10 protein-coding genes are annotated in these 15,953 nt (G+C 54.4%); 6 read left to right on the forward strand and 4 right to left on the reverse strand.

Annotated elements, in window-relative coordinates:
- The 4 genes from KI792_00170 to KI792_00185 form a co-directional block, all read left to right on the forward strand.
- A partial coding sequence (locus KI792_00170) for a calcium-binding protein (protein ID MBV6631423.1) occupies window positions 1–1,357 on the forward strand: 1,357 nt, incomplete at its 5' end.
- 453 nt (window positions 1,358–1,810) lie between these two features.
- A complete protein-coding gene (locus KI792_00175) occupies window positions 1,811–3,619 on the forward strand; it encodes an AAA family ATPase (GenBank protein ID MBV6631424.1) in 1,809 nt (602 codons plus the stop codon).
- Entirely contained in the window at window positions 3,616–5,379 is a 1,764-nt protein-coding gene (locus KI792_00180; protein MBV6631425.1) for an ATP-dependent helicase, read from the forward strand. Before KI792_00175 ends, KI792_00180 begins: the two co-directional genes overlap by 4 nt.
- 555 nt (window positions 5,380–5,934) lie before the next feature.
- The gene (locus tag KI792_00185) at window positions 5,935–8,886 is read left to right on the forward strand and encodes a calcium-binding protein (GenBank protein ID MBV6631426.1); all 2,952 of its coding nucleotides are present in this window, start codon (window positions 5,935–5,937) and stop codon (window positions 8,884–8,886) included.
- Window positions 8,887–8,969: 83 nt separating this feature from the next.
- On the opposite strand, the gene KI792_00190 is transcribed toward KI792_00185, so the two are convergent.
- The 4 genes from KI792_00190 to KI792_00205 form a co-directional block, all read right to left on the reverse strand.
- Window positions 8,970–9,428 carry a hypothetical protein gene (locus KI792_00190; GenBank protein ID MBV6631427.1) on the reverse strand — a complete coding sequence of 153 codons (459 nt, stop codon included), beginning with the start codon at window positions 9,426–9,428 and terminating at the stop codon, window positions 8,970–8,972.
- Between the two features lie 239 nt (window positions 9,429–9,667).
- Window positions 9,668–10,672 (reverse strand): dihydroorotate dehydrogenase (quinone), encoded by a 1,005-nt coding sequence (gene pyrD, locus KI792_00195; protein MBV6631428.1) that lies wholly within the window; start codon window positions 10,670–10,672, stop codon window positions 9,668–9,670.
- The gene (locus KI792_00200) at window positions 10,669–11,796 is read right to left on the reverse strand and encodes a dihydroorotase (GenBank protein MBV6631429.1); all 1,128 of its coding nucleotides are present in this window, start codon (window positions 11,794–11,796) and stop codon (window positions 10,669–10,671) included. Before KI792_00200 ends, pyrD begins: the two co-directional genes overlap by 4 nt.
- A gap of 40 nt (window positions 11,797–11,836) precedes the next feature.
- Window positions 11,837–12,736 (reverse strand): hypothetical protein, encoded by a 900-nt coding sequence (locus KI792_00205; protein MBV6631430.1) that lies wholly within the window; start codon window positions 12,734–12,736, stop codon window positions 11,837–11,839.
- Between the two features lie 263 nt (window positions 12,737–12,999).
- Between KI792_00205 and KI792_00210 the strand changes: the two genes are divergently transcribed.
- Window positions 13,000–15,216 (forward strand): hypothetical protein, encoded by a 2,217-nt coding sequence (locus tag KI792_00210; protein ID MBV6631431.1) that lies wholly within the window; start codon window positions 13,000–13,002, stop codon window positions 15,214–15,216.
- 291 nt (window positions 15,217–15,507) lie between these two features.
- The gene (locus tag KI792_00215; protein ID MBV6631432.1) at window positions 15,508–15,936 is read left to right on the forward strand and encodes a hypothetical protein; all 429 of its coding nucleotides are present in this window, start codon (window positions 15,508–15,510) and stop codon (window positions 15,934–15,936) included.
- The last annotated feature ends 17 nt before the right edge of the window (window positions 15,937–15,953 follow it).

Genomic DNA, 15,953 nt, shown 5'->3' on the forward strand with positions numbered 1-15,953 from the left:
TGGGGGCGACCTATTCTACTTAAGCAGCGATGGCGGAGACACCATCAACGGCGGCAGCGGTAGTGACGCGATTGATGCCAGTGGGCTGACCCATGGTGTGACGGTTCATCTATGGAACCGTGTGTTCGGCACTGGGGGCTATGATAACGACATCACCGGCATTGAGATCGTTTATGGCACGGCCTCTGGCGATGTGTTCTGGAGCGCCAATAACATCAATGACACCTTCTATGGCGGTGATGGTAGCGACACCTTCTACATTGGCAACAATGGCGGTGATTACCGTGACGGCGAGGGTGGCGCCGATTGGATAACCGCTGCTAATCGTAACGGTGGCGTCAATATCAACTTCAGTGCGAATAAGAGCACCAACGAGGATGGTGACGAAGATACCTTGCATAACATTGAGCATGCCATTGGCTCTGGCTTCAATGACACGATCACTGGCGATCTGAACAACAACCAGCTCTATGGTGGTGCTGGTGATGATCAGCTCTTAGGCGGCGGTGGCGATGATACCCTAGATGGCGGCGGTGGTTCCGATACGCTGACTGGCGGCGGTGGGGGCGACCTATTCTACTTAAGCAGCGATGGCGGAGACACCATCAACGGCGGCAGCGGTAGTGACGCGATTGATGCCAGTGGGCTGACCCATGGTGTGACGGTTCATCTATGGAACCGTGTGTTCGGAACGGGGGGCTATGATAATGACATCACCGGTATCGAGATCGTCTATGGCACCGACTTCGATGACGTGTTCTGGAGCGCCATTAACATCAATGACACCTTCTATGGCGGCGAAGGCAGCGATACCTTCTACGTTGGCAGCAATGGCGGTGATTACCGTGACGGTGGTGCTGGTGATGACAATGACTGGATAACCGCTGCTAATCGTAACGGTGGCGTCAATATCAACTTCAGTGCGAATAAGAGCACCAACGAGGATGGTGACGAAGACACCTTGCATAACATTGAGCATGCCATTGGCTCTGGCTTCAATGACACGATCACTGGCGATCTGAACAACAACCAGCTCTATGGTGGCGCTGGTGATGATCAGCTCTTAGGCGGCAATGGTGCGGATACCCTAGATGGTGGTAGCGGCAATGACACCATGACCGGTGGCGCAGGTTTAGACAGCTTTGTGTTTGATAATGCTGCCGGTGAAGGCGATGACGTGATCGTGGACTTTAACACAACAGATGACACAATTTCGGTTAGTGGTGAGCTTATCGCTGACTTGGTTGCGAGTGCGGCCAATGATGGAAATGGCGATGCTGTTATCACCCATGCCGGTGGCGCGATTACGCTATTGGGTGTCGATGCCAGTCAGGTGATCGGAAGCATGTTTGTTTAAGACATGGCTGACGAGTACGAGATTGGTTCTACTTTGTGCAGGCCGCGCTGCAAGTTGGCCGTTAGAGGATAGGGGCTGCTGCTAAACTTAGCCGTCGCGTGATCCCCGGATGGTCTAGCAATGACAGGATGCTTGTGGCGGTGCCGGGCCTTAGGTTGTTAAGGCTCAAACCGCTCACTGACCAAGACGGGTGGCGGCCATGTGGTGTTTAATCGTGAGGGTCTTTATCGCCTCCAAGTCCTACCATGAGAAGTCTTTGGTAATGCGACCATCTCTGCCCCTGTGGGGGTCTCGTAAGCCTCAGTCTCGGCGGACCGCAATCCCATGCGCTGAAGCTAACACTTAACCACTTTATTGGGGCAGGTCTCCATGGCTGATATGGCTTGCTCAAAAAACGGTGAAGCAGCGATAGTTCGACTTCGTGTGGGACAGAATTCTTACGGATCGTAGCGCATGAGACTTTCGAGAGTTGTAATTCAGAACTACCGGGCCCTTAAGGATTTTGACATAGAGATCAAAGACGATCTCGCCTGCATCATTGGTGAGAACAACACGGGCAAGACGGCTGTTCTGAGGGCGATCCAGATTTGCCTCGATGTTACTCTGCCGGCCTACTATCGCTCATTGATCAGGGAGGACATCCACTCAGTACTCGACATTTCGCATCCTGGGCAGGTTCTGATTGGCGTTGAGCTAACAGACTTCCAAGGCAAGGTGAATGAGGAAGCACTGGTTGCCACGTGGAAGTTGGAGGCAGATCGCGCCCGTATCTTCTACAGATTTCGGCCCCGGCTGCGCGTTCGTGAGCAGCTCAAAAGCGGAGAGTTAGAAGCAGGGCAGCTAACTCTTGATGACTACGTTTGGGAGATCAAGGGAGGCGGCAACCCGGCCATAGACCTTGGTGAAATTGCCTGGGACGATGACGATATTGGAGAGGTCGTCCGGTTTTCGGATCTTCAATCCTATTTGGTGGTCAGTCTCCCTGCATTGCGGAACGTCGAATCCGATCTCCGGCATGCACGAACTTCACCTTTGGTGAAACTTATCGAAGCATGCGAAATCGATCGGGCAGAACAGGACGCACTGACTGAAATCCTCGATGAAGCTAACCAGAAAATCGAAGCGTCAGATGCCATCGCCAACATAGCCGAGGCCATCGACAAGTCCCTCAAGGACGTATCCGGCCCAGCGTTTGAAATGGATGCCACCCTCGGCCTTTCGGCTGCAACATTTCAAGCCATAGTACGCAATCTTAAGATATTGCTTTCTGACCTTTCACTACAGGATTTTGAACCCGGCCGAAATGGCCTGGGAATGAATAATATCCTCTATATTGCGATCCTAATGGAGTACTTGGAACGCCGTATCGGAAAGGCGCAATCGGCTGGCCAGCTAATACTGTTGGAGGAACCGGAGGCACACCTCCATCCGCAGCTTCAGGCATCCTTGTTAATCGCTCTGCGTGATAAAGGTGTGCAAGTCGTATTGACGAGTCATTCAACGCAAGTGACGTCTCTTGCGCCTTTCAAGACTTTCATTTCTCTGACCAAGCGCGCGGACTCAAGCATTTCGTCCTGCAACTTGTCGAGCAATGAGGCGCTTGATGATAGGAATATTGCCGACCTTGAGCGCTACTTGGACGCAACCAAGAGCAACCTCTTGTTTGCTAGGAAAGTCATGCTGGTCGAGGGCCCCGCAGAGTTGTTCCTGATACCCGCTATGGTCGAGGCAATTCATGGGGCTCATCTAGAAAGACTAGGGATTTCCGTGATTGCCATCTACGGCGTCCATTTCGATGCCTACGCCGATCTGTTCAGACCTGGCTCGCTTGAGAAGAAGTGCGCCATCGTGGCCGATGCCGATCTACAGCCCTCCGATGCAAGTGACGAATTCAACGTCGAAGAGGATGCGCCAGACCTCGCATCTCTTGGCGGTGAGTACGTACAGGTCTTTGCGGGCGCGACAACGTTTGAGCGTGAGCTGGTGATGGAAGAAACGCTTCCGATGCTCATCGCTACAGCCAAGGAGCTCGGTGCGCCGGTGATCACAAAGAAACTGGAGGAGGGTTTCTGGACCTTACAAAACGGGGAGCTTAGTGATGCGGAAAAATCGGCACTCCTGGTCGATCTCGGGACATCTGTTCTCAACACTGCGAAGCGCTTCGGTAAGGCACGGTTCGCACAGGTCGCCGCCCGATATGCAGATGAATGCACCAAGCTCCCGGATTACATCCAGTCAGCAATAGATTGGCTCCGTGAATGATTTCGCTGACGCCAGATCAAAGAGAAGCAGTTAACTGCCAAGACAATCTTATGCTTTCAGCATGCCCGGGAAGTGGGAAGACCCGGGTCGTCATCGCCAAGCTCCTGCAACTGGCGGAAAAAGTGGAAGCGACGCCCCGATCTATTGGATGTATCACTTACACAAACGCAGCCGTTGACGAAATCGAGGCGCGTGTACGCCAGATCGGGACAAACACGCTCTTCGACCGCTGCGAGGTTTCGACCATCCATGCCTTTTGCCTGCAGTTCATTCTTCGGCCTTACAGTTGGATGGTCCCCAAACTTCCGATTGGTTTAAAGATTCTCACGCGTGAGATGAGGTTGTTCGACCAGCTTGTCAGAATCGTCGAAGATGAGCAGGGTCGCCAACCTCAGTTCCGAGCATTCGAGGATTACGCCTCAATTCGCATGAACATTGATGGCAACCCAGCAGGAAGCGGGATCGAAGGAGGCATCGTCACAGATGCCACAGCCCGGCGCTATTGGGAACTCATGCTCGCCAACGGGTACATCGATTTCTCAATGATCTTGTACTACTCGCTTCAAATTCTTCGCGATCATCCGTTCGTCGGCGATGGTCTCTCCTCCCGGTTTGCGTGGCTGCTCGTTGATGAGTTCCAGGACACCACGGACGTTCAGGTCGAGATTCTCAAAGTGCTGCATGAACGAATGCACTCTCAATTCTTTCTCGTGGGCGACGAACACCAATCCATACACGCATTTGCTGGCGCCCGACCGGACCTGGCCAATGGGTTTGCTGATGACATTGGAGCGCGCCAGGATATCTTCTTGAGTGGGAACTTCAGGTCCACCGAGGAAATAATCACCCCGGCCCAGACGCTGATCCGTCGCAATCCTGGGATGTATCCCTCGGGTGAAGCCGCGGATCGAGAGGGTTCTGTTTCTTATGAGCATGCCGCAAACGCTACTGTTGCGGTGACCGACTACTTTTTGCCTCTGCTGGAAGAGAATAATATTCCTCTGGGCCAAGCTGCGATATTAGCCCCGTGGTGGCGCCACCTTGTGCCCATTGCCACAATGCTACGCAAGTTCGATGTGCCGGTGTTTGGGCCAGGAGCTCGCCCGTATCAAAGAAGACGGCTCTTTGCGCCACTAGCCGAGCAGCTGGGGGCGAGTGTAGCCTCCCAAACACTTTCGGTAGTTCCGGGAGTTGAGAAGGCATTGTTTCGGTTGATCAGTGAAGCCATGGGCGTCAGCCGCTTTGATTTGTTTTCCTACAGCGGAAGGATGATATCGCTCGCCTTAGTCTATGAGGCCAAGCGGATTGCCGGCTTGCACCCGGGGGGAATGGATTGGCTTGTGCGATGTGCGCAATCAGCCGGGCAAATGTTGATGGATGAAGAGTGGATAGACACTGTGACGGCTAAGGCCATTAACACGTCCGTTCAGGAAATGCATGCCGACATGACGCGGAACAATGTCGATGTCGCAAACCTCCAGATTGAAGACCTCGGTCTGTTCGCAGACCCGGACTCAGCGATCAAACTAATCACGATGCACAACTCCAAAGGCCGGGAATTCGACGCAGTTGCAATAGTTCACGCAAACGAAGGCCAGATTCCTCACTTCACGTCCAGAACACGAGAGGAGTTCGAAGAAGCGCGCCGTCTCTTTTACGTTGGCATGACTAGGGCGCGGAAGCATCTGATGGTGGTCTCCGACCAGTCGGACCACCGTAACGTGCCCACCCGATTTATCCGTGAAGCCAGCCTTATGTGAGCTGGCAATGTAACTTAATGCCCGGATTTGGTTTATGGGGGCAGAGGGAGCCACTTTTCCACCGTTTGCGCGGACGCAAGGATCTCTGTGTCGGTTGATGCTTTTCAGCCCGGCCTGAGTAACACAATAGGTGTTATTATGTGCAATAGCGCTGCTGCAACGAATTGCAGGTTTAGGTTAGTCAAATATGGGCGTAAGTTATTGAAGTTATACGTCACAAAATATGACTAACTTTTGGCTTAGGTTGTTCCTTTTGTTGATTTCATGAAGCTCCTCCGGGCCCACCAACCTTCCCTTAACACCCGCTTTTGTCTGCCACCGCTTATGCGAGTGGTCTGGCCTTGCCCGACGCCTATGCCGTTGAACGGTTGGGCCTTTACTCACAGTTCTGTGTGTTTCTTAGCCGTTGAAAGCACCTATCAAAGAGTGTGACGTATATATGGGGTAAGAGTGTAAATCCGTGTTTTATCAAGGAACACAAGCACTCTCAGCGTTGACTCAATGTCGGGGTGGCATGGGGTTCAGCGTCTTCGCTGTTATCGGGGGTTACATACCATGTCTAATAATCTCGGCCTGCTCACGGAGCTGCTTGGCGACAACAACGGCAATGAGCTGATCGCTGATGATCTGTTCGTTGGCTGGAATATTATCGGCCTTGGCGGCGATGATGTTTTGGTGGGTGGCAACTTTGCTGACGCGCTCGAAGGTGGCGCCGGCAACGATGCGCTAACCGGTGGTCTTGGCGCTGACGAGATGATTGGCGGCGAGGGGATCGATAGTTACATCGGTACGCTTGAGGAATTCCACGAAGACATTTTCTTCGATGTTGAGACCGGCGAGGACATGGCCTTTGTTGGCGAGTTTTTCTCCCTCGGCGATGTCAGCATTAGCGATAACGGTATTTTCACCACGGTTGCGGTGACGTCGGGCGGCGCCACAGCGACGTTCCAGATGATCGGTGTCTACTCAATTGCCAGCGTTGCAGCCGTTGGCACTGAAGGTACGGCGATCACATACACCCGAACCACCGAAGTTAATGGCGCGCTGGGCACCCCAGACGACAACATCCTTGATGCCCCGGATGACGAGAACTGGTTGGCCTATGGTTTCCAAGGCAATGACTCGATCACCGGTGGTGGTGGATCCGACTTCATCGTTGGCGGTGAAGGCAACGACAGTCTCGATGGTGGTAGCAATGGCGCTGACACCCTCGATGGGGGTGAGGGGGATGACTACATCCTTCTGACGCCGGGTGGCGGTGAGATCATTGGCGGCACGGGGACGGATGTTCTCGACGCGAGCGGTGCATCCACGGATTCGAAACTGTTCCTCTGGGGAAGCGCTTCTATCGGTTCATCTGCCTCTGCAACTGTGAGCGGTGTCGAAATCGCATACGGGTCTGATTTTGATGATCGTCTGGCAGGTGCTGGCGGCATTAGCGATACGCTGTATGGCGGCCTAGGTTCCGACACCATCTTCGTTGATCGCGATAGTGTCGATTACCGCGATGGCGGCGGTGGCAGTGACTGGATTTCCGGCTCTGGCATTAATGCCGGCCTGGTAATCAACCTTGGTGCTGGTACGGCGACCGATGAGAGTGGTGCAGTTGATACGTTCGTAAACTTTGAGAATGTGATCGGTACCAACTTCAACGACAACATTACCGGCAACGCCTCGGCCAACTACATCTCTGGCTCTAATGGTAATGACACCATCTGGAGTGGTGGTGGCGCAGATACCATCATTGGCGGCAACGGCGTCGACTCAATGAATGGCGGTGGCGGTGATGATTTGTTCATCCTGACCTCCGGCGGCGGTGACATCGTGAATGGTGGTGCCGGTGTAGACGCTATCGATGTGACCGGTGCCACTGAATCCGCGACATTGTTCTTGTGGGGCAATGTTTCGATTGGCTCTGGCCCGCAGATTACGATTAGCAATGTTGAGATTGCCTACGGTACCGATTTTGATGATCGGCTTGCCGGTGTCGGTGGCGCAAGTGACTCCCTCTATGGTGGTGCTGGCGCGGATACGTTCTATGTCGACCGCGACAGTGCGGACTACCGGGATGCTGGGTCTGGTGATGACTGGATCCTGGGTAACGGTATCAATGCTGGTATCACCCTGAATCTGGGAGCTGGAACTGGCACCGATGAGAGTGGCACTACCGATGTGCTTCTGAACTTCGAACACGCAGTTGGCACTGATTTTGGCGACAACATTACCGGTAGCTCGGCAAACAACATTCTGCGCGGTGCAGGTGGTGCTGATGTTATCTGGAGTGGCGGTGGTAACGATATCGTCGATGGTGGTGCAGGTGTAGACACGATCAACGGCGGCGGCGGTGATGACCTGTTCATCCTCACGAATGAAAGTGATTTCATTACTGGTGGTGCAGGTATCGACGTAATTGATGCCAGTGGTGCAGCTGGTGGGGCTAAGTTGTTCCTATGGGGCAGCCTGTCAGTTGGCATTAGCCCATCCACCACCGTGTCGGGCGTTGAAATTGCCTATGGCTCGAATTTCGATGATCGTCTCGCTGGCGTCGCCGGTGTCAATGACACGCTTTATGGCGGCAGTGGCGCGGATACCTTCTTTGTTGATCGCGATGGTACAGACTATCGCGATGGCGGTGCTGGCAGTGACTGGATCACTGGTAGTTCGATTAATGCTGGGATTACCATCAACCTTGTTTCTGGCACTGGTACGGATGAGAGCGGCAGCACCGATACGTATCTCAACTTTGAGAATGTGATCGGTACCGACTTCAACGACAACATCACCGGTAACTCATCCGTCAATATCATCAATGCTGGTTCCGGTAACGATAACATCTCCAGTGGCGGTAGCTCTGACACGGTTGATGGCGGGGCTGGTAACGACACGATTAATGGTGGTGGCACCGCTGATCTGCTCAACGGTGGCATCGGCGATGACAACATTATCGGTGGAACCGGTGATGATACGATCAATGGTCAGGCCGATGATGATGTCCTGAGCGGTGGCGACGGTGCCGACATTATTAATGGCGGCTCCGGCAATGACACCCTTAATGGTGACAATGAAGCCGATGTCTTGAACGGCGGCGGTGGCGATGACTCGCTGACCGGCGGCGCTGGTGACGACACATTGGATGGCGGCGATAACGACGATTATCTGAATGGCCGCGGCGGGGATGACTCGCTGGTTGGTGGTAGTGGTAACGATACCCTTGATGGGGCTGGCAACGACGACACGCTTGTTGGTGGCGCGGGTGATGATGAACTCACCGGTGGTGCTAATGCGGATGTGTTTGAGTTCGACAGCGCTAGCAGCGAGGGTGCGGACACCATTACAGACTTTGATATCGCATCAGATTCTATCTCGGTGTCGGGTGCGTTGGCTGCTGATCTCGTTGCAAGCGCCGCCAACAACCTCGATGGCGATGCGGTGATCACCCACGCCGGTGGTACGATTACCCTCATCGGGGTTGATGAGCTGGATGTCACGACGGCGATATTCAGCTAATCAGTAATTTAGCCGGTTCATACCGGGTTAAAAAAAGCGGCAGCACTCTACTGGGTGCTGCCGCTTTTGTCTTTTCGGGATGGCTAGTCGAAGGTCCAGTCAAAGTGCTCGATTTCGGCGCTATAGGCGTCGGCTACCCGGCTTCGGCAATGGTCGTCATAATACTCCTGGAATGGCAGAGAGCTTGGTGCCCGGAATCCAGTTTTTGCAGTTGGCAGCTCATTCTCGAGATCTAGTTCCAGATCCAGGTTGCGCGCTAGCTCTTCCAAATCTGAATGGAGCTGTTGATAGCGGATGAAGAAATCAGCGACCGGTTCGCCACGAATGAAATACATGGCTCTATCCGTAGGCACTTTTTCGATGTTGCCAAGCCACTCTCGAAAGGCGTTGATGATGATGTCTTGTTCTTCATCACGGAGGTGGCGGAAGTCCATATGGAACTGGGAGACGGTTTTATCCCAAGGGTTCCGAATGTTGCAGATCTTCGTGTAGCTATCCCAAACATCAGCTGGCAGTCGGTTTCGCACTTCCACAGCCAGCATGTGCCCCCGCCATTTCTGGCTTGCTACATCGGCGCCTCGCGCCGATGATGCCGGCTTTTGTCTCAATGCAATCTGTAACGTCCCCGACCTCCCGGCCAGCGGGCACGCAATACCGCTGCAGCATTATCTCAACCGACGTGCCAGCCGTCTTGGTCGTCTTGAGGTAAATGAACTTCTTCGAATGCGATACGAGCATTGGCTTAGCTTAGGGCAGGTGTCAGCTAGTTTGGGGCGAGATACTAGTTATCAGCTAGCAAGCGATGCTTGATATGCCGAAGAACCTTGGGCCCTTGATAGGTGAGGGCGGTATAGAGTTGGATCACGTCGGCACCTGCATCAACCAGGCGTTTGGCATCTTCGCCGCTTTGCACGCCGCCGACGCCCATCAGCGGCATTTCTGGCCCGCCCGCGTCCCGTGCCCACGCAACCATGTTGCAGGCGATATCGAGCAATAGCGGGCCGCTATAGCCGCCAACAGCCTGGCCATCATGCTTAGGCCAGACGAAGTCTGCGTTTGGAATAAGGTCGGTGCGATCCGGTGGCACGGTGTTGGTGGCAACGATGCCTGCGGCACCAGCCTCCAACGCGCGGGTCACCATATGGACGAAACTATCGCGGTCATTGGTCGGGCCCAGCTTGACCAATAGCGGCGTGCCATCGGCTGCACTGGTAACGGCCTTTACCTGTGCTGCCATATCGGCGGCGGGGTCGTGATCACCCTCACCATGGGTCACGTTGGGGCATGAGGCATTCAGGGTTAAGTAGTCCGCAAGCGGCGCCGTCGCCGCAGCCAGCATTGAGAAGTCGGCCAACCCGCCATCAGGGGCGGCAATGCTGACGCCAACCACCAGCTTCTGCTCTACCCTGGCGCGATACTGCCGGAGATTGTTGAGAAAGTAATCCATGCCCCGGCCGGGAAGGCCGAGCCAGTTAACTAGGCTATCATCCTGACCAATTCGCCAGATGCGCGGGCCCGGGTTGCCTGGCCGCTCCTTGGGCGTGACCGTACCCGCCTCAACAAACCCAAAGCCCATCTTCTCCCACCCGATTAGGGCCGCCGCCTCTTTATCCGCACCGGCCGATAGGCCGATGGGGTTGCGGAAGGTCTTGCCCAGCAACTGCCGTTTAAGCCCTGGCGAATCTGCCGGGGCTGAGGGCACCAATCCCGTTGAGGCGAAGCCGAGCGCGACGCTGTGCGCTGTCTCTGGTGGTAAAAGCGATAGTGGGTTGGTTAGCAGCCTCATGCTGCGACCGGGTCAATAGACCATGGAATTTCGCTCTTCCCTAGGCCAAGTGGAAGTGGTGTCACCACATCTTCACCAGGTAATGCGCCAGGTACTGACACCATCTTGACGGTCTGTGGTTGCCGCCGAATGGTAAAGGTATCGTTTGTTGTTGGTAGGCCATAAAACTCGGGGCCGTTTAGGCATAAGAAACGCTCAAAAGCCGTTTGGTTTTCAGCAATTGAGAGATCATAGCCAGCCAGTTCGAAGGCTTCGGCGTAAAGCTGCGGTGCGATGTAACCGGTGAAGCAACCTGCCGCGCAACCGCAAGGGGTTGCTTTCACCGTGTGTGGGGCACTGTCAGTACCAGCAAAAAACTTCTTCGTGTTTGTATCAGCTGCCGCCGCACGAAGTGCTTCTCTATCCTTATCGTACTTCACCAGCGGTAGGCAGTAGAGATGGTAGTTGCAGCCCTTCAGCAGGTGGCCAACGGTATAGAGCAGATGCTGGGGGGTTATGGTGCCGGCAACGTTGTCAGGTGCATTGTAAACAAACTTAACGGCGGTGGCCGTAGTTAGGTGCTCACAGACCACACGCAGTGTCGGCACCTTGTCGATGAGCTCCGGCATCTGGTTCGTGTAGAACAGTGCCTCGGCATTGCTGTCTTGGTCGAAGTAAACTTCAGCATCCAGCCCATGCTCTTCCCCGTGTATGCAGAGGTTTACATTGTTGTCGGCCAGGGCCTGGAAAACGCCGTTCTCCAAATACGCTGAAAAAGTATGTGCAAAGTCGGCACCGGTAGTGCCGTGGGGAGGATAGTATTTGGCTGCTCTAAGGTAACCCGACTTAACACCTGCCTCAATCATGGCCGGTGTCGTGTCTTTGGTCAGGTACAGAGGGATGATTATGTCCTCAAGGGCATCACCGCCAGCTTCAAGCATTTGCGCGTGATATTCCTCAATGCTCCAGCAGTCTAAAGGGTCCTGCTTCGTCACCTTTGCCACCGGTGGCTTGGTATTCGGCATTGCCAAGACCCCTCGGCAGCCCATTGCGTAATGCGCAGCAAGCATTGGTTTCAGCATAGCATCTTGACGCATATGGACGTGGAGATCGTACCAGCGTGGAAGGGTGAGAGAGACGCTCATTAGGGTAACTCGAAGCAACGGATTCTGGTGCGGCGGTAACTTACTGCAATGCCTTCGTAGCCGATAGTGCTAGCGCGTCGATTTCTGATGGGTTCTCGACACTTTTTCTCTCTTGCCCGCGAGCGCCCAATACAGCAGCCCAGATGATGGGGGCATGCGGCGTAACTTCCTCGGGCAAAACACTGGCGGGCATGCGGTCGGGCTGCTCACAAAGATAGTGATAGATGGTTAGGGCGGTGAGCCATTGGCTCAGTGTATTCGTGTGATTGCCATCGCGGTGGAAGAGGGTTGGCAAGTCGCTATTAGACCAGGCAAGGCGCCAGGCGGGTCCAACCGGAACCGTGCCGATGCCAAGGGTGGCGGCTGTGTCAGCATGGCGCCGCGTAACCACGCCCTGCATCAAGTTGCGATCAGCGTTAAAGACCGGCACCGCGCTGTACATCGGATTGCTGTTATCCCGTGCCCAGGTGGTGATGAGAGCCGGTTCGACATTATGGGCGCGGGCTAGCTCGATCCAGTTGCGGGTCGTCTCATCAAACTTGGCAGCAGGAAAAATCGTCGACCAACTGGCGTCCTGCAGAAGAAGGCGATCCCACTCACCCTCAGTTAGGGCCGCCTTGGCCCGGGTCCTATTCCAATGGTCGATAAGCATTGCGCCATCCTGACCATAGAATCCGGTGATCAAATGATAGGGGCAGGCATCAGAATCACTGTTCGCCAACTCTGCGACTTTGCTAGCAATGGCACCGCGCCGCAGATGGCTGTTGCCAATCATTAGAATGCGGAGCGTTGGACGTGCATCCCCAGTATATTCGGCCCCATACTCTAATATGTGCTGAGTAGTTCGGTCCGGTGCGGGTTGGATTGCTTTCACTACTACTGCAATGACCAGAATAGTCAGGATGCTTGCCATTAGCAGGAGCAGTGTTTGTCGGCTCATTGGTCAATTTTCTTGGCTATTAAAATTCAGATTTTTTGTTTTCTATACTCGAAACGCAGCAAGTTATGGTGTCTCGTAACCTGTATACACAACAACTGCGCATGGGCAATTGACGAGTTGTTGAAAATACTGGGGTTGGCTCTTTGACACTTTCAACCGTGCGTCGTGTAACGGAGGCCAAGAAGCGCGTGCATAGCGCGCCTGTTAAAAATGCATAGCAGCTTTTGAGCCGCTATCTAAACCGCAGAGCCCCCGAACTGCCCATGCCCACACTCGCGCAAGTGAAGAAAAAATACGCATCGGTCGCCCCGCCCCCGGGCCTCGATGCGTCTGCTGACGAAATCATGGATTACTTCTTCGACGGTAAGAAGAAGTACATCTACGACGATTTCCCCCACAGCTACTTCGACGAGCAGGGCTCAGATTACAAAGAACGTGCCCGCGCACAGATCCGCATGGCCTTCGGGGCGGTTAAGGCCTCCACCGGCGGTCAGATGGGTAACTACGTTCTCTGCTCAATCTCTGGCGGTATTGAGGGGCACCGCCTAGCTTACGTTCACAAAGACAAGTTCGATGAAGCCGGCGACAAGCTGACCACCGTCAAGCTGGGTGAATATGCTGGCGGTGATATCGTTGCTGAGCGGGTCTACGGCCCAAACACGGATAAGAACCTCGCGCTATCCCGCGATGTGATGAACCAATACCCCGACCAAATCGCCATTGCGCCCGCCGGGCTGCAGGCGATGGTGCACCAGTTTGGTGCTAATTCTGGCTTCAGCCGCGGTCAGAAATGGGAAGAAGAGGACTACATGGCCCTCTGGTTCCCAGTGAAACACTATTTTGAAAGCCAACAGCCACTGGCTGGTGATCCGAACTTCTCGCGCGGCGCCAACTGGGAACTCATGTATGGCGCCTCTGTTCAGGCCGGCCTGGTTCCCGGTCGTGATGCGAACAGCATGGATGTGGTCGATGGCAACCGCCGTCAGGTCAGCCTGTTCCGCCGGATGGAAGCGATTTCCAACTATGTTCGCTGGGCAGCGCCGAAAGGCTTCGACGTTAGCGTTGGGGCCACCACCCTAGTTCGCCTGATGCATATGTCTGATCAGATCGAGGCTGCCAAGGAAGGGCGCCCAAGCCTGATCGACACCGACAATCTGCACCCGTCACTCGCCAAGCGCGCTCAAAAAGAGCTGAAAGCGGTTGCGCGCCTTAAGGCCCAGATGGGGCCGTTCTTGAAAGAACATGCCGCTGACCAAATCGACTGGGAAGACCTAGGCGATAAGTGGCAGGCCAATCTGCTGACCGGTAAGAAGGGCGTGAAGCCTGCAACTGAGCTGGATGAGCAGATCCCGTTTGATGACTGGGGTACTAAGAAGGCCCGCACGGCCTTTGCCGGTTTCAAAACCGATACCACCGATATCCATGTCTATCGCCTCAAAGGTGATTATTTCGGTTCAGACACGCACAGCATGCTGTTCGAGGATGACACCTATAACCGTCGGCTTAACGAGCGTGAGCGGTTGATCCTGCCATTCTTGCTTGCCGCATCCGAGACGGCACTGCCCCCGGCATCTAAGCCAAAGGTGGCGCTGGTTCTTGGTGATCCCAAAACCGGTAACGCCGCGATGGATGCTGCCGAGATTGAGGGCATTGAGAACATCGCCGAACTACCCGGTGCCAAGGGTAAAGATTTCAACGCCATCGCACGCCGCAATGTCAGTGACCTTGGTCGCCTGACCGAGATGCTTCGCAAGAAGTTCGATGTCGGCATCGTTCGCTCGACCGCTGAATTCGATCAGATGTTCGAGACGGGCGGTAAGAACGGTGAGGGTGTTATCGCCCCTGGCCCAGATAAGGTTGGCTCCGAGGCGCGGGTTGCGTTCCGGAATAAGATGATCGACCGCAGCGTTGATCGCCTAGTTGTCATGGATGGTTGGGAGCAATCCCCATCCTATGTGCAGCATATGGTTCGCGCGACCTTGGTTCAGTCCGGCCTGGTTCCACGGGATACCGGCTCTGGCCAAGACTTCATGGTTTTTGATCAGCGCGGTAATGAGTTGAGCCTCGCCGATCGGATCAAAACGCTGTCCGCTTTTGTTGAGCGTGCAATCGACAATGATGTCGAGGTACCGCATCAATCCTTGGCACTGGCCCGGATGCTGGAGTTGTTCGATCGTCAAGTTGATCCGAACTACCGCAGCCGCAAGGGGGTTGAGGTGTCGGCCCAGGTCGCACACCCATCAGTGACCACGCATATTCGCGATGGCCAAGAGCGTGACGACATTAAAGAGATCCGTGATCGTGTTCGTCCGAAGTTGATCGACCATGCATCTCGCGGTTTTTCCGATCATCAGGTCAAAGATCTGAACGAGGATTATTGGAAGGCACGGCAGCGTGTTGTCGCCCGTGACCAGCTTGAGACTCGTCGTCGTCCAGGCCAGGGAACAATTCTATCCCCAGGTCGACCGACTGCAGGGTAAATTTCAGCGCCAGAATCGTTTGAATTTAATCTGCCTGTAATTGAGAAATAATAAATCTGCAGCGTCAAATTTTGACGCTGCATTTTGCTGTCAAAATCTTGCTGATTTAGTCTGTAAAATTGCTGTGTATTTTATATATGATCCGATTGTTTTTTAATTTGTTTACTAATACGTGAAAAACATTTTCGTACTTTCGCGGATTAGTCGTTTTTTATTGATGGACAAGGTTTTAGCACGGTTCGCGTCCCCCAATTCCCCCGCCTGAACCGGCCGGATTTTGAGCCCAAAAAAATGTCATCCGTCGTCGCTGAAAAACTAGACGCCGAAACACTGATTGAGTGGCTGGATTTGCAGCCCGGTCAGAAGCTGGTCGCGACCCATTTGGATGTCGATACCGGTGTGCTTGATGGCCTCCGTTTGCGCATGACCCAGGATGTGGGCGCGCGCCAGGTTGTTATCATCCTCGACCAATATCGGGTGAGCCCTGGTGGCGGTGCCAAAATCCAACCGCTACTTCGCCTGTTCTTGGCGCGTGGTGCTGGGCGTGATGATCTTCGCCCACGCAGCTGCCGCTGGCGTGGTCGCCCCGTCCAATTGAATTCCCAACAGCTTGAAGTGTTGACCGGTGATCTCGCCAGGATCGCACGGTCACTGCGGGTTCAGCACCTACCCCCGCTTGATCCGCTAGAAGCTGTTTTTGCTGATATTACAGTGCACTAGGTCCCGCTACCCAATAG

Source organism: Alphaproteobacteria bacterium SS10 (assembly GCA_019192455.1).
GTDB lineage: Bacteria > Pseudomonadota > Alphaproteobacteria > TMED2 > TMED2 > TMED2.